Source organism: Peribacillus suis (assembly GCF_059384845.1).
The window spans coordinates 3610138-3631051 of sequence record NZ_CM182019.1 but is presented as its reverse complement, the minus strand read 5'-3'; the positions used below and the strand labels follow the sequence as shown (position 1 = coordinate 3631051).

The window sequence follows — 20914 nt, the reverse complement described above, 5'->3', positions numbered from 1 at the left end:
GAAAATACTATGAAAAAATACATCTTATCTTTGGATCAAGGAACAACAAGCACACGGGCAATATTGTTCAATGAAAAGGGCGAGTTGGTCCATGTAGCCCAAAGGGAGTTTACACAGCATTTCCCGAAACCGGGCTGGGTTGAGCATGATGCCAATGAGATTTGGGGGTCGGTTTTAGCCGTCATTGCGAGCGTCATATCGGAATCCGGAATAAAGCCTGAACAAATTGCCGGGATCGGAATAACGAACCAGCGTGAAACGACAGTCGTATGGGATAAGGAAACGTCAGTCCCTATCTATAATGCCATCGTATGGCAATCCAGACAGACGAGTGCCATCTGCGAAGAGTTGAAGGAAAAAGGTCATAATGATATGTTCCGGAAGAAAACGGGATTATTGATTGATGCTTATTTTTCCGGTACAAAGGTGAAATGGATCCTTGATAATGTGGAAGGTGCACGTCAAAAGGCCGATGAAGGCAAACTACTATTTGGAACGATCGATACGTGGTTGATCTGGAAGCTCTCAGGAGGAAAAGCCCATGTGACGGACTATTCCAATGCTTCAAGAACGTTGATGTATAACATCCATGAATTGAAGTGGGATGAAGAGATTCTGGAAATCCTGGATGTTCCAAAGTCCATGTTACCGGAAGTCAGACCTTCTTCAGAAGTGTATGCGAACACGATCGAATATCATTTCTTCGGGCAATCGATTCCAATTGCCGGTGCAGCAGGTGACCAACAAGCCGCTTTATTCGGCCAAGCTTGCTTTAATCAGGGAATGGCGAAAAATACGTATGGAACAGGATGTTTCATGCTTATGAATACGGGTGAAAAAGCAGTCGATTCCGAACATGGCCTATTGACGACGCTTGCCTGGGGATTGAATGGCAAGGTTGAATATGCACTGGAAGGCAGCATATTCGTAGCCGGTTCTGCAATCCAATGGTTACGTGATGGCATGCGGATGCTGAATAACGCCCAGGATAGTGAGGCGTATGCAAAACGAGTGGACAGCACGGATGGCGTCTATGTGGTGCCAGCCTTCGTAGGACTGGGAACCCCATACTGGGACAGCGATGTACGTGGCTCTGTATTTGGACTAACACGCGGGACAACGAAAGAGCACTTTATACGCGCTACCCTTGAATCCCTTGCTTACCAAGCGAAGGATGTCCTGGATGCGATGGAAGCAGACTCAGGTATTGCGCTGAAGACATTGCGAGTGGATGGCGGGGCAGTGAAGAACGACTTCTTAATGCAATTCCAAAGTGATTTATTAGGGGTACCCGTGGAAAGGCCGACACTGAATGAAACGACAGCGCTGGGTGCCGCATACTTGGCTGGACTAGCGGTTGGCTATTGGAAGGATCAAGAAGAAATCGCCCAGCAGTGGGTAATAGACAAGACTTTCACGCCTTCCATGGAAGAGAAGGAAAGTGAAAAATTATACGAAGGCTGGAAAAAGGCCGTGCACGCGGCAATGGCTTTTAAATAAAATAAGCAAAGTCTTTTAAATACAGGCAACACTATGATATACTGAAATCAAGTTAATAACTCGGCCGGAGAATAGGAGAGACCACGAATGCGTTATCGAGAAATCGATGATGTGCATTTGTGGTCTCTTTCTCTATATTTATATCCTGATTATGGTTATTGGCTTACTAGAATGGGAAGATAATAGAGTATATGCTGATTATTAGAAGAACCAACAAGATAACACCCCAAGGAGGAGTTAGATATGAGGTTTTCAAATAGATATAGAAAAGAAACAATCGATAAATTAAAAAAAGAGAAATTTGATTTAGTTGTAATAGGTGGAGGAATCACCGGTGCAGGGATAGCATTGGATGCGACCGTACGCGGCATGAAAGTGGCATTAGTTGAAATGCAAGACTTTGCGGCTGGTACATCAAGTCGATCAACCAAGCTTGTCCACGGTGGATTGCGTTACCTTAAGCAGTTGGAAGTGAAGATGGTTGCCGAGGTAGGTAAAGAGAGAGAAATCGTTTTTGAAAATGGACCGCACGTAACGACACCGGAATGGATGCTCCTTCCGATGCATGCAGGTGGGACATTCGGCAAATTCAGCACATCTATCGGTCTCCGTGTCTATGATTTCCTTGCAGGCGTCAAGAGAAGTGAACGGAGAAAAATGCTTACTGCGGATGAAACCTTGAAGAAAGAACCGCTTGTCAAGAAAGACGGGCTTAAAGGTGGAGGGTATTATGTTGAGTACCGTACGGATGATGCGCGTCTGACGATTGAAGTCATGAAGGCGGCCGTCGATAAAGGGGCGACTCCCATCAACTATACGAAGGTAGAAAAATTGGTCTATGAAGATGGTAAAATTGCTGGAGTAAAAGTCCGGGACGTACATTCAGATGAAGAATACGAAATACTTGGAGCAAAAGTGGTCAATGCAGCTGGACCATGGGTCGATTCAATTCGTGAAAAAGATAACTCGAAAAAAGGAAAAACGCTTAAGCTATCCAAGGGTGTTCACATCGTCATTGACCAATCGAAGTTCCCTTTGAAACAGGCCATTTATTTTGATACGCCGGATAAACGGATGGTCTTTGCCATTCCGCGTGCGGGTAAAGCTTATGTGGGAACGACAGATACCTTTTATGAAGGAGATCCGATAGATCCGGGTGTAACGCAAGAAGACCGTGATTATATCTTGAAGGCGATAGCTTTCATGTTCCCTGAAGTGAAGGTTACGGATGCAGATATTGAGTCAACCTGGTCCGGTGTAAGACCATTGATTCTGGAAGAAGGCAAGGACCCTTCTGAAATTTCACGAAAAGATGAAATATGGGTGTCCGATTCAGGTCTTATCACGATTGCCGGTGGGAAATTGACCGGGTACCGCAAAATGGCCAAAACGACCGTAGACCTAGTGGCCAAGAAGTTTTCAGAGGACTTGAACAAATTGTTCGCTGATCATAGTACAAAACGGATCCGCGTTTCAGGTGGAGATGTAGGTGGGTCGAACAACTTCCCTGAATACATCAAGAACCATATTCAAATGGGTGTAGATGCAGGGCTCTCTGTTGAAGATTCCAGAAAGATCCTGTCCATGTACGGATCGAACGCGCCGGTGTTATTTAATATTGCTATCAATGAAAAGGATGGGGGAAGCCGTACAGGCCTACCGCAAGTGTTATTCGTACAATTGCAATATGCACTGGACCATGAAATGGCAGCCACTCCTGTAGATTTCTTCTTCCGCAGAACTGGAACGCTTCTATTTGATATCGATTTGGTTCAAACGCATAAAGAAGCCGTAACCAACTACATGGCTGAATACTTTGGTTGGAACGAATCAGTTACAAAGAAAAGAACAAGCGAACTGGAACACGCAATACAAGGCGCTACTTCAGTCTTGTGACCTCCATATGAAAGTAGAAACGCCAGCGGATAACGCAGGCGTTTCTTTTTTATGCTGTCAAACAGGTTCCCCTTTTTACGACAAGATTATATTTAATGTAAGAAAAACTAACATAACATATTGTGGAAAAATATAAATTGTTATATAATTTTGAATATTCTAATCGATAAAAGGGGGAACTTACTTGAAGGAATTCATAGATGCTTTGAATGGAGTGTTATGGAGCTCACCGGTCATTTATATCTTATTGGGGGTCGGGCTATTATTCTCCATATTGACGCGTTTTCTACAAGTTAGGCATATTAAAGAAATGATTGTATTGATGTTCCGGGGAAAGAGTTCGAAAGCGGGGGTTTCTTCATTCCAGGCTTTATCCATTGCCCTTTCAGGACGTGTCGGGACAGGGAATATAGCAGGGGTGGCGACGGCCATCGCCTTCGGTGGACCAGGTGCGGTTTTTTGGATGTGGGCCATTGCTTTCATAGGGGCATCCAGCGCATTCATAGAATCTACGTTAGCCCAGATTTATAAAGTGAAGCAAGACGGTCAATATCGTGGGGGGCCTGCTTATTATATTGAAAAAGGGATAGGGTGGAAATGGTTCGCCGTCCTTTTCGCAGGCGCGGCACTTATCGCAATGGCAATTCTTATGCCGGGCGTCCAGTCCAATTCCATTGCCGCCGGAGTGGAAAATGCCTTCGGTGTTGAGCCGTTCATAACAGGAATTGCCGTGGTCCTTTTACTTGGGTTCATCATATTCGGTGGCGTAAAGAGGATCGCCAATGCCGCACAACTGATTGTTCCGTTTATGGCCCTCGGGTATATTCTATTATCCGTTATCATCGTCTTCATGAATATCACAGAATTACCCGGTGTCATATCATTAATATTTAGAAGTGCTTTTGGTCTGGATTCTGCATTTGGTGGGTTGATCGGGATGGCCATCGCGTGGGGAGTGAAACGCGGCGTGTACTCGAATGAGGCTGGTCAAGGAACGGGTGCTCACCCAGCAGCTGCAGCCGAAGTTTCCCATCCGGCCAAGCAAGGCCTTGTCCAAGCTTTTTCCGTTTATATAGACACCCTATTCGTTTGTTCGGCTACTGCCTTCATGATCTTATTCACGGGCATGTACAATACGCAAGCGGAAGATGGGACATCAATCGTGAATAACTTAGGAGAGGTGGAACCGGGTCCAGGCTATACACAAGCGGCCATTGATAGTGTGATTCCTGGGTTTGGTGCAGGATTCGTGGCTATAGCCCTCTTTTTCTTCGCCTTTACGACCATCATGGCCTACTATTATATCGCAGAAACGAACATTGCTTACCTGATGCGAAATCGGAATAGTAAATGGGCGATGCACACCTTGAAGGTCATTATCCTTGCCGCCACTTTTTATGGAACGATCCGAACGGCAGAAGTGGCTTGGGCCTTAGGGGATGCGGGGTTAGGAATCATGGTATGGCTCAATGTCATAGCGATTCTGATTCTAGCCAAACCAGCACTCATAACATTACGGGATTACGAGAAACAAAAGAAACAAGGGGTGGACCCAGTTTTTGATCCAAAAGCATTGGGGATTAAAAATGCGGATTTCTGGGAGCATGAATATATGAAGGATGAAGAGAAAATATCATAATCCTATGAAATGATATATGTATTTCAATTAAGCTAGCTCGAGTGATTGGGCTAGCTTTTTTTGATGTCATTACCAAAAAGGGAACTACATATTATGAGTAAAGAAATGGATAGCGGACTAGCTGAGTCGGGCGTGTCTTCATATTCACAAAGGTGGTAAATGGACCAATATTATACATTTGGTTATAATGAGACTATCTATAGGTAATCGTTCGTTCAGTTAATGTCACGGAAAAGGGAAAGTAAATAATCCTTCACTTAAGTTTGGTGAGAAGTTCGTAAAAAGTGGTGGTAAAGGGAGGCGAGTGGAATGGTTGCCGTATTGGTTGCTGTATTTAAAGAAGTTGGAGAAATAGTGAGTTTGGTATTAGGATTGATCATCGCCTTGATGCTGATGGTTGGGTTGGGTGTAGCCCTTACAAAAGTACAAGAGTCCGTTCTAGCACCCGCTGTTCGCAAGATCAAGAAAATGATGAGTAGAAGTTAGCGTAAATGCCTTCACTCCCCGAATCATTCTCGCAATATTCCCTACCTGACGAGATAAAAGCGGAGTGTAAAGAACATTCCGCCGTGTACTACTATTTTAATATAAAACTTTACCGTCTATGCTTGAATTAAAGGGTGACAATAATCGGGCCATTTTTAGTAAGGATAATCGTATGCTCCAATTGAGCTACAAAGCTTTTTTCTGTGGCATAGGTCCAATTATCTTCTTTTTGGAATACTTCTTCTTCAAAGGTTGAAATAAATGGCTCGAATGCGATAACCATCCCTTCCTTTAGTATTTCGTTATCCCAAGGATCATAATAATTACATATATGGGCAGGTGCTTCGTGGATCTTTCGTCCAACACCATGTCCCGTAAGATTTTCGATAACAGTGAATCCATGTTGTTTCGCGGTTTCAAAGACCGCTTTTCCGATTTTGCTTTTCTTGGCACCAGGTTTTGCTTTCTTGAGACCTGCATCAAATGCCTTTTTAGCGACATCGCATAGTTTCGTTAAGACTTCATTGCCCTCTCCTACTACAAATGAGATTCCTGTATCTGCGAAATAACCATTCTTTGAAGCGGAGACATCTATATTTACGAGATCCCCTTCTTGAATAACCCGTTCACCTGGAATGCCATGCGCCACTTCTTCGTTAATGCTAATGCAAGTATAACCAGGAAAATCATATTCCCCTTTTGGGGCGGAAATGGCACCTGCCTTCTTTAGCAGTTCTCCAGCAATATCATCAAGTTCTTTGGTCGTTACGCCAGGAATTGATCTTTGTACCAATTCATCTCTAATGGAGGCAATAATTTTGCCGATTTCTTTCAAGCCATTAAAATCTTCTTCAGTCTTTGCAATCATTCTTTCACCTCATTAATTATTTATATAGGAGTTATTAATTGTACCCTTATTTCCACTTTAGTTAAAATAAATGTGAAAAAGTGCCTGACGAATTTATTCCGAAAACAGTTAGCTCCTTCACTCTTCTAAAAATATCAGAAACACAAGAAAAAACAACTGATGAGTGGCTGGTTTGAATCGTCCGATGTGAGATGAGAATGGTATCGAGGCAAAGGTAAGTAAAATGTAGCTATTCCAACGTAGAGGGAAAAAGCATGAATTACTGTTAAGGCGATTATAAAGGGAAGTTTTTTGAGAAGAAAAGGGGAGGGATACAAAGAAAAACCCTTTGCTTAAAAGCAAAGGGTTTTGAAGTATGGAGACTAGGGGGATCGAACCCCTGACCTCTTGGCTGCCAGCCAAACGCTCTCCCAGCTGAGCTAAGCCCCCGGGTTATGGTACAATAATTATTTTATTCGGAATCTGAAGAAAAGTCAATATTAAATTTTATAATTTGTAAAATGAGTAAGAAAAACCCGTTTGAAGGAATTCAAACGGGTTTTGTACATTAGCCATTTTCAATTTCCACTCTGGATATTTCACTGAGTTTAGAGACGGTATAGTACACCTCGGAAGTCTTGACTTTATAATCGACCAACACTTTTAGTGTTAAAAGGTGAAGGTCTTCTTCGACATCTTTAATCCGAAGCGCCTTGATGTAAATATTCTCTTCTTTAATTTTCTTCAGTACGATAGCAATATCATCTTTACCCTTGATCTCTAGCTTTAGAAAGATTTCCTTTTGTCTCAATTTTCTTGGTCCGAGCCAAGTGACAAGGGACGGCACCAATTCGACACTGATGATTAACAGGATGACTCCAGCGATCGCTTCAAGGAAGAATCCTGCCCCGACCGCAATCCCAATACCTGCGGCACCCCATATGATGGCGGCGGTCGTTAAACCGGAAATGCTGTTATTATCGCGACGCAGGATGACCCCTGCACCGATGAAACCGACCCCTGATACGATTTGGGCCGCAAGACGAAGAGGGTCCATCGTGATATTAACATCGTCACTGCCTGGAAATTTATAAGCTGATTCCAACGAAACGATTGTTAATAAACAGCTGACGATGGAAATGACCAGACTTGTTTTTAGTCCGACTGGTTTCCGTTTCATCTCCCTCTCTAACCCAATGATTAATCCGAGGAGAGCCGAAATCCCTAACTTTATCAATATCTGCAGTTCAGATTGAGGTTCGAACACCCATTCCATACCATTCACATCTCCTCAGAAAAGATAGAAGAATTAATAATCTATTCAATATTGCCCATTTCAAATAAACTATCCCTTATAATTCTACCATAGTAAAATAAACTTCAAACTAGAATTCGGGGAAAGAGGAGAGAGAATGCAGCCCAAACCAAAAATGAATCCCTATTTGGCTTTAGCTATAGGAGTAGCCTCGGTTTCTTTTTCGGCGATCTTGGTCAAATTAGCAACTGCGCCTTCGGGAATCATTGCTTTTTATCGATTATTATTTACCGTTCTATTGATGCTTCCTGTTTTCCTTATCAAGTACCGGCATGAACTCAAGCTCATCCGGAAAAAGGACTGGTTGTTATCGATTGCCGCTGGTGTGTTTCTAGCCTTTCATTTCATACTGTGGTTTGAATCGCTCAATTACACATCTGTGGCCAGTTCGACAGTCCTTGTCACACTTCAGCCGTTATTCGCTTTCGCGGGGGCTTACTTCTTTTTTAAAGAAAGGTTTTCGTTGAGAGCGATAGGTAGTGGCGTCATCGCGATAGCCGGAAGTTTTGTCATCAGCTGGGGAGATTTCAGAATCAGCGGGATGGCACTTTGGGGAGATGTCCTAGCCCTTATCGCATGTGCATTAGTAACGGGTTACCTATTGTTTGGACAGAGTGTTGTAAAACGTATCTCTTCTATAACATACACATTTGTCGTGTATAGCATTAGTGCGGTTACTTTGTTCGTCTATGTTCTTGTTAAAGGCGAGGCACTCGCGCCCTATGCCGTTGAAGATTGGATCTATTTCATTCTCCTTGCCATCTTTCCAACGTTATTAGGACATTCGTTGTTCAACTGGACATTGAAATGGCTAAGTACTACAACCATTTCGATGGCGATACTTCTGGAGCCGGTAGGGGCCACGGTCCTTGCCTACTTTATTCTCGATGAGCCTATTCTATGGACTCAAGTTCTCGGAGGCACCATCATCTTGGTTGGTCTAACGACGTTTTTAAAAGGTGAAGGGAAAGAAGGTTGAAAAAGACTCATATAAAAGCAGTAAGTCTGACGCGACTTACTGCTTTTATTCATAGGGATAGAATAAATAGGTCATCCTGGTGAAAATCAAGGCGAAGATAAAGCTGAATAAGAAGGTCGTGCCGTTCACTTTCCCTTTTTCTTTACTGAATTTAATGGCTTCATAAAAAGCGGTGCAGAATAAATAAAGAGCCATGCTATAACAAATGAGTAGCGCAACCAATAAAAGATTCATCATTTCACCTCATAAAAAAGATATCAATCTATCTATATATAAATTCAAGATGAAATATGCGTGATTGTTTAATTTTGTTACGGAGATAAAGTGAATGCAGGAGAAGTTTATATAGAAGAAATGAAAATGAAAACTTTTTTTAAAAAACTTTGTAAAAATATATTGCAAACATTTTTTATACATGGTATATTATTTCTTGTCGCTAAGACAGCAACTTAAACAGCTTAACAAGCTGTTGAAAATTATTTTAAAAAAGTTGTTGACAAACAGCAATGAAACATGATAAACTAACGAAGTCGCTTTGAGAGAAACGACAACGAAATTGCTCTTTGAAAACTGAACAAAACAAAGCGCCAACGTAAATTTTGAGTGAGCATACACTATAAAAAAGCAAAATGAGCAAGTCAAACATTTCTTCGGAGAGTTTGATCCTGGCTCAGGACGAACGCTGGCGGCGTGCCTAATACATGCAAGTCGAGCGAATCGATGGGAGCTTGCTCCCTGAGATTAGCGGCGGACGGGTGAGTAACACGTGGGCAACCTGCCTATAAGACTGGGATAACTTCGGGAAACCGGAGCTAATACCGGATATGTTCTTTTCTCGCATGAGAGAAGATGGAAAGACGGTTTCGGCTGTCACTTATAGATGGGCCCGCGGCGCATTAGCTAGTTGGTGAGGTAATGGCTCACCAAGGCGACGATGCGTAGCCGACCTGAGAGGGTGATCGGCCACACTGGGACTGAGACACGGCCCAGACTCCTACGGGAGGCAGCAGTAGGGAATCTTCCGCAATGGACGAAAGTCTGACGGAGCAACGCCGCGTGAACGAAGAAGGCCTTCGGGTCGTAAAGTTCTGTTGTTAGGGAAGAACAAGTACCAGAGTAACTGCTGGTACCTTGACGGTACCTAACCAGAAAGCCACGGCTAACTACGTGCCAGCAGCCGCGGTAATACGTAGGTGGCAAGCGTTGTCCGGAATTATTGGGCGTAAAGCGCGCGCAGGTGGTTCTTTAAGTCTGATGTGAAAGCCCACGGCTCAACCGTGGAGGGTCATTGGAAACTGGGGAACTTGAGTGCAGAAGAGGAAAGTGGAATTCCAAGTGTAGCGGTGAAATGCGTAGAGATTTGGAGGAACACCAGTGGCGAAGGCGACTTTCTGGTCTGTAACTGACACTGAGGCGCGAAAGCGTGGGGAGCAAACAGGATTAGATACCCTGGTAGTCCACGCCGTAAACGATGAGTGCTAAGTGTTAGAGGGTTTCCGCCCTTTAGTGCTGCAGCTAACGCATTAAGCACTCCGCCTGGGGAGTACGACCGCAAGGTTGAAACTCAAAGGAATTGACGGGGGCCCGCACAAGCGGTGGAGCATGTGGTTTAATTCGAAGCAACGCGAAGAACCTTACCAGGTCTTGACATCCTCTGACACTCCTAGAGATAGGACGTTCCCCTTCGGGGGACAGAGTGACAGGTGGTGCATGGTTGTCGTCAGCTCGTGTCGTGAGATGTTGGGTTAAGTCCCGCAACGAGCGCAACCCTTGATCTTAGTTGCCAGCATTCAGTTGGGCACTCTAAGGTGACTGCCGGTGACAAACCGGAGGAAGGTGGGGATGACGTCAAATCATCATGCCCCTTATGACCTGGGCTACACACGTGCTACAATGGATGGTACAAAGGGCTGCAAACCTGCGAAGGTAAGCGAATCCCATAAAGCCATTCTCAGTTCGGATTGTAGGCTGCAACTCGCCTGCATGAAGCCGGAATCGCTAGTAATCGCGGATCAGCATGCCGCGGTGAATACGTTCCCGGGCCTTGTACACACCGCCCGTCACACCACGAGAGTTTGTAACACCCGAAGTCGGTGAGGTAACCTTTATGGAGCCAGCCGCCTAAGGTGGGACAGATGATTGGGGTGAAGTCGTAACAAGGTAGCCGTATCGGAAGGTGCGGCTGGATCACCTCCTTTCTAAGGATAATACGAGAGCGCTTTTGTTTTGTTCAGTTTTGAATGAGTAATTCATTCAACCACGAAGGACTCATCACATCGTGATGACGATCTTTCTACATTGTTCCTTGAAAACTAGATAATAGATAGAAGGCAATTAATTTTTTTCAAAGCATCAGTAAGATCTTTTTAACGGTTAAGTTAGAAAGGGCGCACGGTGGATGCCTTGGCACTAGGAGCCGATGAAGGACGGGACTAACACCGATATGCTTCGGGGAGCTGTAAGTAAGCTTTGATCCGGAGATTTCCGAATGGGGAAACCCACTGTTCGTAATGGAACAGTATCTCTACCTGAATACATAGGGTATTGAAGGCAGACCCGGGGAACTGAAACATCTAAGTACCCGGAGGAAGAGAAAGCAATAGCGATTTCCTGAGTAGCGGCGAGCGAAACGGAATGTAGCCCAAACCAAGAGGCTTGCCTCTTGGGGTTGTAGGACACTCAATATGGAGTTACAAAGGAACGGGGTAAATGAAGTGACCTGGAAAGGTCCGTCAAAGAAGGTAAAAACCCTGTAGTTGAAACTTCGTTCCCTCCTGAGTGGATCCTGAGTACGGCGGGACACGAGAAATCCCGTCGGAAGCAGGGAGGACCATCTCCCAAGGCTAAATACTACCTAGTGACCGATAGTGAACCAGTACCGTGAGGGAAAGGTGAAAAGCACCCCGGAAGGGGAGTGAAATAGATCCTGAAACCGTGTGCCTACAAGTAGTCAAAGCCCGTTAATGGGTAATGGCGTGCCTTTTGTAGAATGAACCGGCGAGTTACGATTTCATGCGAGGTTAAGTTGATAAGACGGAGCCGCAGCGAAAGCGAGTCTGAATAGGGCGAATGAGTATGAGGTCGTAGACCCGAAACCAGGTGATCTACCCATGTCCAGGGTGAAGTTCAGGTAACACTGAATGGAGGCCCGAACCCACGCACGTTGAAAAGTGCGGGGATGAGGTGTGGGTAGCGGAGAAATTCCAATCGAACCTGGAGATAGCTGGTTCTCTCCGAAATAGCTTTAGGGCTAGCCTCAAGATGAGAGTATTGGAGGTAGAGCACTGATTGGACTAGGGGCCCCCAACGGGTTACCGAATTCAGTCAAACTCCGAATGCCAAATACTTATTCTTGGGAGTCAGACTGCGAGTGATAAGATCCGTAGTCGAAAGGGAAACAGCCCAGACCACCAGCTAAGGTCCCAAAGTATACGTTAAGTGGAAAAGGATGTGGAGTTGCTTAGACAACCAGGATGTTGGCTCAGAAGCAGCCACCATTTAAAGAGTGCGTAATAGCTCACTGGTCGAGTGACTCCGCGCCGAAAATGTACCGGGGCTAAACGTATCACCGAAGCTGTGGATTGACACCGTATGGTGTCGATGGTAGGAGAGCGTTCTAAGGGCGTTGAAGTCAGACCGTAAGGACTGGTGGAGCGCTTAGAAGTGAGAATGCCGGTATGAGTAGCGAAAGAAGGGTGAGAATCCCTTCCACCGAATGCCTAAGGTTTCCTGAGGAAGGCTCGTCCGCTCAGGGTTAGTCGGGACCTAAGCCGAGGCCGAAAGGCGTAGGCGATGGACAACAGGTTGATATTCCTGTACCACCTATACATCGTTTGAACGATGGGGGGACGCAGAAGGATAGGGTAAGCGCGCTGTTGGATATGCGCGTCCAAGCAGTTAGGCCGGAAACGAGGCAAATCCCGTTTCCATTAAGGCGGAGCTGTGATGGCGAGGGAAATATAGTACCGAAGTTCCTGATTCCACACTGCCAAGAAAAGCCTCTAGTGAGATGTAAGGTGCCCGTACCGCAAACCGACACAGGTAGGCGAGGAGAGAATCCTAAGGTGTGCGAGAGAACTCTCGTTAAGGAACTCGGCAAAATGACCCCGTAACTTCGGGAGAAGGGGTGCTTTTTAGGGTGAATAGCCCAGAAAAGCCGCAGTGAATAGGCCCAGGCGACTGTTTAGCAAAAACACAGGTCTCTGCGAAGCCGCAAGGCGAAGTATAGGGGCTGACACCTGCCCGGTGCTGGAAGGTTAAGGGGAGAGGTTAGCGCAAGCGAAGCTTTGAACCGAAGCCCCAGTAAACGGCGGCCGTAACTATAACGGTCCTAAGGTAGCGAAATTCCTTGTCGGGTAAGTTCCGACCCGCACGAAAGGTGTAACGATCTGGGCACTGTCTCAACGAGAGACTCGGTGAAATTATAGTACCTGTGAAGATGCAGGTTACCCGCGACAGGACGGAAAGACCCCGTGGAGCTTTACTGCAGCCTGATATTGAATTTTGTTACAGCTTGTACAGGATAGGTAGGAGCCTGAGAAGCCGGAGCGCTAGCTTCGGTGGAGGCGTTGGTGGGATACTACCCTGGCTGTATTGAAATTCTAACCCGCGCCCCTTATCGGGGTGGGAGACAGTGTCAGGTGGGCAGTTTGACTGGGGCGGTCGCCTCCTAAAGAGTAACGGAGGCGCCCAAAGGTTCCCTCAGAATGGTTGGAAATCATTCGCAGAGTGTAAAGGCACAAGGGAGCTTGACTGCGAGACCTACAAGTCGAGCAGGGACGAAAGTCGGGCTTAGTGATCCGGTGGTTCCGCATGGAAGGGCCATCGCTCAACGGATAAAAGCTACCCCGGGGATAACAGGCTTATCTCCCCCAAGAGTCCACATCGACGGGGAGGTTTGGCACCTCGATGTCGGCTCATCGCATCCTGGGGCTGTAGTCGGTCCCAAGGGTTGGGCTGTTCGCCCATTAAAGCGGTACGCGAGCTGGGTTCAGAACGTCGTGAGACAGTTCGGTCCCTATCCGTCGCGGGCGCAGGAAATTTGAGAGGAGCTGTCCTTAGTACGAGAGGACCGGGATGGACGCACCGCTGGTGTACCAGTTGTCTTGCCAAAGGCATAGCTGGGTAGCTACGTGCGGAAGGGATAAGTGCTGAAAGCATCTAAGCATGAAGCCCCCCTCAAGATGAGATTTCCCATGGCGCAAGCTAGTAAGATCCCTGAAAGATGATCAGGTTGATAGGTCAGAGGTGGAAGCGTGGCGACATGTGGAGCTGACTGATACTAATAGATCGAGGACTTAACCAACGCTTTTAAAAAATGAACACCTTCTAATATATTATCTAGTTTTGAAGGAATGAAAATTTCTTCTTGCTTTTTTTCAGAGATATGCTATAATAGTAAATGTCCTAAAAAAGTTAACAATGTTTGGTGGCGATAGCGAAGAGGTCACACCCGTTCCCATTCCGAACACGGCAGTTAAGCTCTTCAGCGCCGATGGTAGTTGGGGGTTTCCCCCTGTGAGAGTAGGACGCCGCCAAGCATATAAATATGGAGGATTAGCTCAGCTGGGAGAGCATCTGCCTTACAAGCAGAGGGTCGGCGGTTCGATCCCGTCATCCTCCACCATTATTTTTTACACCTGCCGGTGTAGCTCAACTGGTAGAGCAACTGACTTGTAATCAGTAGGTTGGGGGTTCAAGTCCTCTTGCCGGCACCATTTTCATAGTAAGACAAGCATGAGCCATTAGCTCAGTTGGTAGAGCATCTGACTTTTAATCAGAGGGTCGAAGGTTCGAATCCTTCATGGCTCATCACTTTTTCATGCGGGTGTGGCGGAATTGGCAGACGCACCAGACTTAGGATCTGGCGCCGCAAGGCGTGGGGGTTCAAGTCCCTTCACCCGCATCATTCATGCGGAAGTAGTTCAGTGGTAGAATACAACCTTGCCAAGGTTGGGGTCGCGGGTTCGAATCCCGTCTTCCGCTCCACTTTTCGTATGTGCCGGGGTGGCGGAACTGGCAGACGCACAGGACTTAAAATCCTGCGGTAGGTGACTACCGTACCGGTTCGATTCCGGTCCTCGGCACCATCTTAATATGCGCCCGTAGCTCAATTGGATAGAGCATCTGACTACGAATCAGAAGGTTGTAGGTTCGACTCCCGCCGGGCGCACCATGTTTTTTTGCGGGAAGTAGCTCAGCTTGGTAGAGCACTTGGTTTGGGACCAAGGGGTCGCAGGTTCGAATCCTGTCTTCCCGACCATGTGATTTTTAATGAAATGGGGCCTTAGCTCAGCTGGGAGAGCGCCTGCCTTGCACGCAGGAGGTCAGCGGTTCGATCCCGCTAGGCTCCACCATTTTTTCAAAAAAAGAAAACTTATATTATTTTGGCGGTGTAGCTCAGCTGGCTAGAGCGTACGGTTCATACCCGTGAGGTCGGGGGTTCGATCCCCTCCGCCGCTACCAATAAATATAAGGACCTTTAGCTCAGCTGGTTAGAGCAGACGGCTCATAACCGTCCGGTCGTAGGTTCGAGTCCTACAAGGTCCACCATAGAATTTTTTTCTTAGCCACGGAGGTATACCCAAGTTCGGCTGAAGGGATCGGTCTTGAAAACCGACAGGGGAGTCAAATCCCGCGGGGGTTCGAATCCCTCTACCTCCTCCATTTTTTTAAAAAGCAACAAGTTGTTTTAAAGCAACCTTACATATTAGGAAGTAAAAAAACAGTATTCATGAAAACTTGATGCAAAATGATTCATTATTACCGTCGCGGGGTGGAGCAGTCCGGTAGCTCGTCGGGCTCATAACCCGAAGGTCGCAGGTTCAAATCCTGTCCCCGCAATCATTAGGTCCCGTGGTGTAGCGGTTAACATGCCTGCCTGTCACGCAGGAGATCGCGGGTTCGATTCCCGTCGGGACCGCCATTTTTTAGGCTCAGTAGCTCAGTCGGTAGAGCAAAGGACTGAAAATCCTTGTGTCGGCGGTTCGATTCCGTCCTGAGCCACCATTACAATTTCATATTACGGCGATTGTGGCGAAGTGGTTAACGCACCTGATTGTGGTTCAGGCATTCGTGGGTTCGATTCCCATCAGTCGCCCCATTTCGCGGGTGTAGTTTAGTGGTAAAACCTCAGCCTTCCAAGCTGATGATGAGGGTTCGATTCCCTTCACCCGCTCCAATATGGGCCTATAGCTCAGCTGGTTAGAGCGCACGCCTGATAAGCGTGAGGTCGATGGTTCGAGTCCATTTAGGCCCACCATATTTTATTGTTCCGCAGTAGCTCAGTGGTAGAGCATTCGGCTGTTAACCGAACGGTCGTAGGTTCGAGTCCTACCTGCGGAGCCATGGGGAAGTACTCAAGAGGCTGAAGAGGCGCCCCTGCTAAGGGTGTAGGTCGCGCGAGCGGCGCGAGGGTTCAAATCCCTCCTTCTCCGCCATTCGGCCCGTTGGTCAAGCGGTTAAGACACCGCCCTTTCACGGCGGTAACACGGGTTCGATTCCCGTACGGGTCATAAAAAGAAGCATACATAAGTATGCTTCTTTTTTTATGACTGTTTTTTCTTATTATAGAAGTATTTTATTAATCGGATGTTTAATAAAATACTTCTATCTATTTAACCGATTGCGTAACGTGCATTCCTACCATAATGATCACTACTATTCCTACGAATACTCTATCAATGTTGAAGTTCGCTGAAGGCTGTGCAATAAAATAGCCTATTCCCCCCGTTGAAACAAACATTTCAGCAGCAATTACACCAACCAAGAACTGCCTGATTCCTACACGTAATCCAGATACAATTTGGGGTAAAGAACCTGGAAGAGCGACCGTAAGGAAAGTTTGAAGCTGAGAAGCTCCGAAAGCCTTTGTCACTCTTGTGAGATTGGGGTCAAGATTCTGTACACCGGACATGGTATTGAGAATAATCGCGAATACACCTGCGAGAAAGACGAGTAATACTTTGCTAGAAAATCCGGATCCCATCCATACCATGATTAAAGGCAGTAGGACAATGCGAGGGGTACCTAGCATTGCGGTTAGAAAAGGATCAAAAGCTTTATACCTAAAGGTTTGTACCATCCAGTAATTAGTCCGACGCCCATCCCTACGAAAGCAACTAGAATGAATCCTACGGAAAAGTTCTTAAGTGTGAATGCCAAGTTTTCCAAAAGTACACCGCTTACAGCTAGTTGATATCCGACCTGTACCATTTGCAATGGAGAACTTAAAAATATAGGATTGATTACTCTAAATTGATAGAGTAACTCCCAAAAGATGAGTACACTTAAGAAGCTAATCAAACCTATATAAGGTGGTCAGCTACATCGTAGGAGTCTTTTTTCTATAAGTTTGATTAAAGGAAGAGACCTTTTATTAGGATGGGCATATAATATGTCTTCCGTCACTGGACGGTATCTTAATTTATAGAATATATAGGAGCCTGTAATCCTTTTACAAAAAAAAAGACCGCAAGTAAATTCAGAAGAATTTCTTGCGGTCTTTTTATATTTCACTTTTTACTCGAGATTTGCGTGTCGGCCATACATTTTATTCGTATTCAATCCCTTTTTATCCATTATCCTTAAAATGACGCTATCGAAGAAAAGTAAGAGAGTCTGCTCAAATAGAGAGCCCATCGGTTGGATTGTTTGGTAATCACCTTCCGACTGGTCTTTAGGTGAACCAGGCAGCTTTATTGAGAAATCCGCCAATTTTCCAATGGTCGATTCGGGGGAAATTGTTACGGTCGCAATGGTTCCACCGATATTCGTTGCTTTCTCTGCTATGGAAATCAAACTTTTTGTTTCTCCCGAACCGGTTCCAAGGATTAAAAGGTCATCTTTTTCGAAGGTGGGGGTGACGGTTTCACCTAATACATATGCATCTATCCCCATATGCATCATTCGCATGGCAAAGGATTTACCCATCAGCCCGGATCTTCCTGCACCTGCTACAAAAACTTTCTTTGCTTCAAGAATCCGATTAACCAGTTGTTCAGCTTCTTCGTCAGCTATTAAGTCTACTGAACGACTTAGCTCTTGTATGATTTTAGCCATATATTGTGAAGTCTGCATGTTAAATATTAGCCTTGTTTAATTAATTCTTGTATTTGGGCAGCTGTCCCTTTAATATCGGCTTGTCCAGTGATGCCTCCGCCAACAATGATAAGGTCAGGTTGTACTTTAATGACTTCCGGAAGTGTATCTAATTTTATGCCGCCTGCAATAGCCGTTTTTGCATTCTTTACAACGCGTTTAATCGTTTGAAGGTCCTCAAAAGAGTTTTTTCCAACAGCTTGAAGATCGTAGCCAGTGTGTACACAGATGTAATCGACGCCAAATGCATCCAATTCTTTCGCGCGTGTTTCAAGATCTTTCACAGCGATCATATCAACAAGGATTTTTTTGCCTTGTTTTTTAGCTTCTTCAACAGCCCCTTTGATGGACATGTCTTCAGCTGCACCAAGAATCGTGATGATATCAGCGCCAGCTTCAGATGCCTTCATCACTTCGTAACCGGCTGCATCCATAATTTTAAGGTCAGCTAATACTTTTAAAGAAGGGAAAGCTTCTTTCATTTCTTTAACAGCCCGAAGCCCTTCATTAATAACTACCGGTGTACCGATTTCTACGATATCTATATATTCTTCCACCTGTTTAACCAATTCAATTCCTTCTTGAATGTTTACTAAGTCCAATGCCAATTGTAATTCCATTTATCCTTCACTCCCACTAGTATGTTTTAGTATGTTGCACAGTAAGTATGTACCTCTCACGTTCATTCAATGCACAGCAAGAAAATCATCTTGACTATACAATGTATCATATACTAAGTATAATATTTTTGTTAGTACGCACTTTTATTATACATAGTGTTAAAAAGTATACCATGGGATGCAGGATTCTAAATATGGAGGTAATTCAGATGACAAGGCTAGAGAATAAAACATTCAATTGTGAGAAGGAATTGACCCTTTCTGTTATAGGGGGAAAATGGAAGATGCTTATTTTATGGCACTTAGGCAAGCAGGGGACCAAGCGTTTTGGTGAATTGAAGGCACTTATGCCGGGCATCACTCAAAGAATGCTGGTTAACCAGCTTCGAGAGCTGGAAGAAGATCTTATTGTTCATCGCGAGGTTTATCCAATCGTACCTCCCAAAGTGGAATACTCTCTGACAGAACAAGGAGAAAGCCTGATGCCGATTCTTGATTCGATGTATAATTGGGGTAAAAATTATATGGAGAATGTCGTTGGAGGGCAAGAAGATAGTAAAGAGAGTATCAAGTAGAAAAGGAGTTCTTTTAAGCCTTATAAGGATAGCATTAAAAAAAGTGCTGACCCCGTACAAAGTTCTGTACAAGGTCTGGCACTTTTTTATTTTTCATCTATATAGCTGTCTTTCTTCTTGTAAGGGATATCGCCCATTTTAGAATCAATCTTCCGGTCATCGAGCATGTCTTCGTATTCTTTTTTGTTCTCGTTGGATACGACTTGACGATTTTTCCCTTCTATATCATTGGCTGCATAACCTTCATAGTCTTCAGGGAATGTCTCGGTATCGTCTTCTGTATCATAAAGTTCGTTATAGCTTGTGCGATTATGCTGATAGTCTGCCGGAGTGTCTGATGTTCCGAATTGGGCGACTTCACCGAAACTGTCTTCTTTGACCGTATTTTCGTCATCTGTATCTGAATGGCGCCTGTTCTCAAAGTTATCTCCCTTAGAAGGGATCAGGATATCTTCCTCGGCTGGCCTATATTCATCGGTCACGTCGTCATGGACTTTTTGTTCTGGTGTATGCTCGATACAATATAAGGTGGAAGGAACCACTTCAAGCCGTTCATATGGGATATCTTTGCCGCATTCCTTACAAACACCGTATGTTCCTTCTTTAATGGCTTCTAGGGCAAGATCGATTTTTCCGATTTCCTCTTCCGCGTGCTCATTGATGGCTTGATATCTTTCCTTGTCGAAAAGCTCGGTGCCTAAGTCGGCGGGGTGATTATCATAGGAAGAGATTTCGCCGGAAAAGTCGGTTTGTGACTGTTTGGTTACAGTCTCATCATTCTTGATTCTTTGTTGAAGCTGTTCTTTTTCACTTAACAGTTCTTCTTTTAATTTCAGGATTTGTTTTTCAGTCGCCATTGGTTTCCTCTCCTTTTATAAGTACGATTATGGTTTCATCGTTGTTTTTTGTGTAGTTATTAGTAAGTACCCGAATCAGCGGGGTGGGAAACAACGAAAAAACCCCATGCACCATGCACGGGGTTTAAAGCTTTGCGTTTATTGAATGAAATAATGGATGAGTAAACCGATGAACATCAGTAAACCGAAGAACGTATTCGTTTGTGCCGTTGCTTTCATCGCTGGCACCATTGTGATGGCTTCCGTTTTACCTGCAAAGCCTTTGATGGCAGTCAGGGCCTTCGGAATGCTTAGGAAAGAAAGCAGGATCCAAGGTGTTACGTCTCCCAAGAGAATCAGTCCGACAACCCACACATAACAGAAGGCAAACATGACGGACATGAAAGTTAGTGCATTTTTCCTTCCCATAACGACAGGCATCGTTTTGCGGCCATGGGCCTTATCGCCGTCATGGTCCCGAAGGTTATTCGATAGATTGATCAACCCGACAAGAACACCGCTTGGTACGGCAATCAGGATGGCTAAGGAAGAAACTGTACCGGTCTGGATGAAGTAGGCGATCAAGATGATCAAGAAGCCCATGAATAGACCGGAAAAAAGTTCCCCGAATGGTGTGTATGATATCGGTAGCGGACCTCCGGTATAAAGGTAGCCGACCAGCATGCAAACAAGGCCGACAGCGGCAATCCACCAAGATGACGCGGCGCAAATATAGATTCCTAGTAAAAGAGAGATTCCATACATGCTAAGGGCCAAGGTCATGATCAGTTTCGGGGTCATGCCATGACGGACGATACCGCCACCGATGCCGACTGATTCTTCGGTATCAAGGCCCCTTTTGAAATCATAGTATTCATTAAATAAGTTCGTTGCAGCCTGAATAAGGATGCTTGCGATCATCATGGCCGCAAATAATAACCAATTTACGCCATCCTCTAACAAGGCAAGGACGGTTCCAAGCAGGACGGGAACAAAAGCTGCGGTAAGTGTATGTGGACGAATTAACTCCCACCAGATTTTCCAGGTTCGTTTAAGGGGAAGCTCGTCGTATTCTGTGTGCATTATTTCTCTCCTCAAAATCATGATCAGTACCTTAAAATT

The 20914-nt window shown here is 45.3% G+C and carries 14 protein-coding genes, 22 tRNA genes and 3 rRNA genes; 30 read left to right on the top strand and 9 right to left on the bottom strand.

The genetic code is table 11. The annotated features are described in order from the left end of the window. Positions 1–9 precede the first annotated feature (9 nt). The 4 genes from glpK to AC503W_RS17815 all read left to right on the top strand — a co-directional run bounded on the left by glpK (position 10) and on the right by AC503W_RS17815 (position 5521). Positions 10–1500 (top strand): glycerol kinase GlpK, encoded by a 1491-nt coding sequence (gene glpK, locus AC503W_RS17830; protein ID WP_402876048.1) that lies wholly within the window; start codon positions 10–12, stop codon positions 1498–1500. 243 nt (positions 1501–1743) lie between these two features. Beyond that, positions 1744–3396 carry a glycerol-3-phosphate dehydrogenase/oxidase gene (locus AC503W_RS17825; RefSeq protein ID WP_402876050.1) on the top strand — a complete coding sequence of 551 codons (1653 nt, stop codon included), beginning with the start codon at positions 1744–1746 and terminating at the stop codon, positions 3394–3396. Between the two features lie 184 nt (positions 3397–3580). After that, positions 3581–5035: an alanine/glycine:cation symporter family protein gene (locus tag AC503W_RS17820; RefSeq protein ID WP_402992110.1), complete on the top strand. Its 1455-nt coding sequence runs from the start codon at positions 3581–3583 to the stop codon at positions 5033–5035. 309 nt (positions 5036–5344) lie between these two features. Then, complete coding sequence (locus AC503W_RS17815; RefSeq protein WP_427685614.1) at positions 5345–5521, top strand: hypothetical protein; 177 nt, start codon at positions 5345–5347, stop codon at positions 5519–5521. Positions 5522–5648: 127 nt separating this feature from the next. On the opposite strand, the gene map is transcribed toward AC503W_RS17815, so the two are convergent. From map to AC503W_RS17800, 3 genes are all read right to left on the bottom strand, one after another. Next, a complete protein-coding gene (gene map, locus AC503W_RS17810; RefSeq protein ID WP_402954152.1) occupies positions 5649–6389 on the bottom strand; it encodes a type I methionyl aminopeptidase in 741 nt (246 codons plus the stop codon). 356 nt (positions 6390–6745) lie between these two features. Further along, positions 6746–6818 (bottom strand) — tRNA-Ala (locus tag AC503W_RS17805). Between the two features lie 118 nt (positions 6819–6936). After that, the gene (locus tag AC503W_RS17800; RefSeq protein ID WP_402876056.1) at positions 6937–7644 is read right to left on the bottom strand and encodes an MgtC/SapB family protein; all 708 of its coding nucleotides are present in this window, start codon (positions 7642–7644) and stop codon (positions 6937–6939) included. 136 nt (positions 7645–7780) lie between these two features. Here AC503W_RS17800 and AC503W_RS17795 point away from each other — a divergent pair, with 136 nt between their 5' ends. Next, on the top strand, positions 7781–8662 hold the full coding sequence (locus AC503W_RS17795; protein ID WP_407407872.1) for a DMT family transporter: 882 nt from the start codon (positions 7781–7783) through the stop codon (positions 8660–8662). 45 nt (positions 8663–8707) lie between these two features. Here AC503W_RS17795 and AC503W_RS17790 read toward each other — a convergent pair whose 3' ends face one another. Beyond that, positions 8708–8899 (bottom strand): hypothetical protein, encoded by a 192-nt coding sequence (locus tag AC503W_RS17790; protein ID WP_427592228.1) that lies wholly within the window; start codon positions 8897–8899, stop codon positions 8708–8710. Positions 8900–9309: 410 nt separating this feature from the next. On the opposite strand from AC503W_RS17790, the gene AC503W_RS17785 reads away from it, so the two are divergent. The 24 genes from AC503W_RS17785 to AC503W_RS17670 all read left to right on the top strand — a co-directional run bounded on the left by AC503W_RS17785 (position 9310) and on the right by AC503W_RS17670 (position 16176). Continuing rightward, a 16S ribosomal RNA gene (locus AC503W_RS17785) occupies positions 9310–10860 on the top strand. Positions 10861–11033: 173 nt separating this feature from the next. Further along, positions 11034–13967: ribosomal RNA gene (locus AC503W_RS17780) — 23S ribosomal RNA — on the top strand. A 119-nt stretch (positions 13968–14086) separates the two neighbouring features. Next, positions 14087–14202: ribosomal RNA gene (rrf, locus tag AC503W_RS17775) — 5S ribosomal RNA — on the top strand. The 16S, 23S and 5S rRNA genes sit together here with 21 tRNA genes alongside, the layout of an rRNA operon. A 10-nt stretch (positions 14203–14212) precedes the next feature. Beyond that, positions 14213–14288 (top strand) — tRNA-Val (locus AC503W_RS17770). A 15-nt stretch (positions 14289–14303) separates the two neighbouring features. Continuing rightward, positions 14304–14379 (top strand) — tRNA-Thr (locus AC503W_RS17765). 21 nt (positions 14380–14400) lie between these two features. Next, positions 14401–14473 (top strand) — tRNA-Lys (locus AC503W_RS17760). Between the two features lie 12 nt (positions 14474–14485). After that, positions 14486–14567 (top strand) — tRNA-Leu (locus AC503W_RS17755). An 8-nt stretch (positions 14568–14575) separates the two neighbouring features. Then, positions 14576–14650 (top strand) — tRNA-Gly (locus AC503W_RS17750). 12 nt (positions 14651–14662) lie between these two features. Beyond that, a tRNA-Leu gene (locus AC503W_RS17745) sits at positions 14663–14751 on the top strand. A gap of 9 nt (positions 14752–14760) precedes the next feature. Continuing rightward, positions 14761–14837 (top strand) — tRNA-Arg (locus tag AC503W_RS17740). Between the two features lie 10 nt (positions 14838–14847). Then, positions 14848–14924 (top strand) — tRNA-Pro (locus tag AC503W_RS17735). 18 nt (positions 14925–14942) lie between these two features. Beyond that, positions 14943–15018, top strand: a tRNA-Ala gene (locus AC503W_RS17730). Between the two features lie 32 nt (positions 15019–15050). After that, a tRNA-Met gene (locus AC503W_RS17725) sits at positions 15051–15127 on the top strand. A 10-nt stretch (positions 15128–15137) separates the two neighbouring features. Beyond that, positions 15138–15214 (top strand) — tRNA-Ile (locus AC503W_RS17720). A 21-nt stretch (positions 15215–15235) separates the two neighbouring features. Beyond that, positions 15236–15328 (top strand) — tRNA-Ser (locus tag AC503W_RS17715). A gap of 103 nt (positions 15329–15431) precedes the next feature. Further along, positions 15432–15505, top strand: a tRNA-Met gene (locus AC503W_RS17710). A 6-nt stretch (positions 15506–15511) separates the two neighbouring features. Next, positions 15512–15587: transfer RNA gene (locus AC503W_RS17705), tRNA-Asp, on the top strand. Between the two features lie 7 nt (positions 15588–15594). Then, a tRNA-Phe gene (locus AC503W_RS17700) sits at positions 15595–15670 on the top strand. Positions 15671–15688: 18 nt separating this feature from the next. Further along, positions 15689–15764, top strand: a tRNA-His gene (locus tag AC503W_RS17695). Between the two features lie 4 nt (positions 15765–15768). Then, positions 15769–15842 (top strand) — tRNA-Gly (locus AC503W_RS17690). Positions 15843–15846: 4 nt separating this feature from the next. After that, a tRNA-Ile gene (locus AC503W_RS17685) sits at positions 15847–15923 on the top strand. Between the two features lie 11 nt (positions 15924–15934). Continuing rightward, positions 15935–16009 (top strand) — tRNA-Asn (locus AC503W_RS17680). A gap of 1 nt (position 16010) precedes the next feature. Continuing rightward, positions 16011–16101 (top strand) — tRNA-Ser (locus tag AC503W_RS17675). 3 nt (positions 16102–16104) lie between these two features. Continuing rightward, positions 16105–16176 (top strand) — tRNA-Glu (locus AC503W_RS17670). A gap of 98 nt (positions 16177–16274) precedes the next feature. Here AC503W_RS17670 and AC503W_RS17665 read toward each other — a convergent pair. The 3 genes from AC503W_RS17665 to hxlA all read right to left on the bottom strand — a co-directional run bounded on the left by AC503W_RS17665 (position 16275) and on the right by hxlA (position 18381). After that, positions 16275–16745 carry an ABC transporter permease gene (locus AC503W_RS17665; protein ID WP_427687842.1) on the bottom strand — a complete coding sequence of 157 codons (471 nt, stop codon included), beginning with the start codon at positions 16743–16745 and terminating at the stop codon, positions 16275–16277. A gap of 437 nt (positions 16746–17182) precedes the next feature. Continuing rightward, on the bottom strand, positions 17183–17740 hold the full coding sequence (gene hxlB / locus AC503W_RS17660) for a 6-phospho-3-hexuloisomerase (protein WP_427687840.1): 558 nt from the start codon (positions 17738–17740) through the stop codon (positions 17183–17185). Positions 17741–17748: 8 nt separating this feature from the next. Further along, positions 17749–18381: a 3-hexulose-6-phosphate synthase gene (hxlA, locus tag AC503W_RS17655; RefSeq protein ID WP_402991865.1), complete on the bottom strand. Its 633-nt coding sequence runs from the start codon at positions 18379–18381 to the stop codon at positions 17749–17751. Between the two features lie 209 nt (positions 18382–18590). Between hxlA and hxlR the strand changes: the two genes are divergently transcribed. Continuing rightward, positions 18591–18956, top strand: a complete 366-nt coding sequence (hxlR, locus tag AC503W_RS17650; protein ID WP_402875234.1) for a transcriptional activator HxlR — start codon at positions 18591–18593, stop codon at positions 18954–18956. An 86-nt stretch (positions 18957–19042) separates the two neighbouring features. Here hxlR and AC503W_RS17645 read toward each other — a convergent pair whose 3' ends face one another. Then, on the bottom strand, positions 19043–19813 hold the full coding sequence (locus AC503W_RS17645; protein ID WP_494915269.1) for a TraR/DksA C4-type zinc finger protein: 771 nt from the start codon (positions 19811–19813) through the stop codon (positions 19043–19045). Between the two features lie 138 nt (positions 19814–19951). Continuing rightward, on the bottom strand, positions 19952–20875 hold the full coding sequence (locus tag AC503W_RS17640) for a 1,4-dihydroxy-2-naphthoate polyprenyltransferase (RefSeq protein WP_402875228.1): 924 nt from the start codon (positions 20873–20875) through the stop codon (positions 19952–19954). Between the last annotated feature and the right edge of the window lie 39 nt (positions 20876–20914).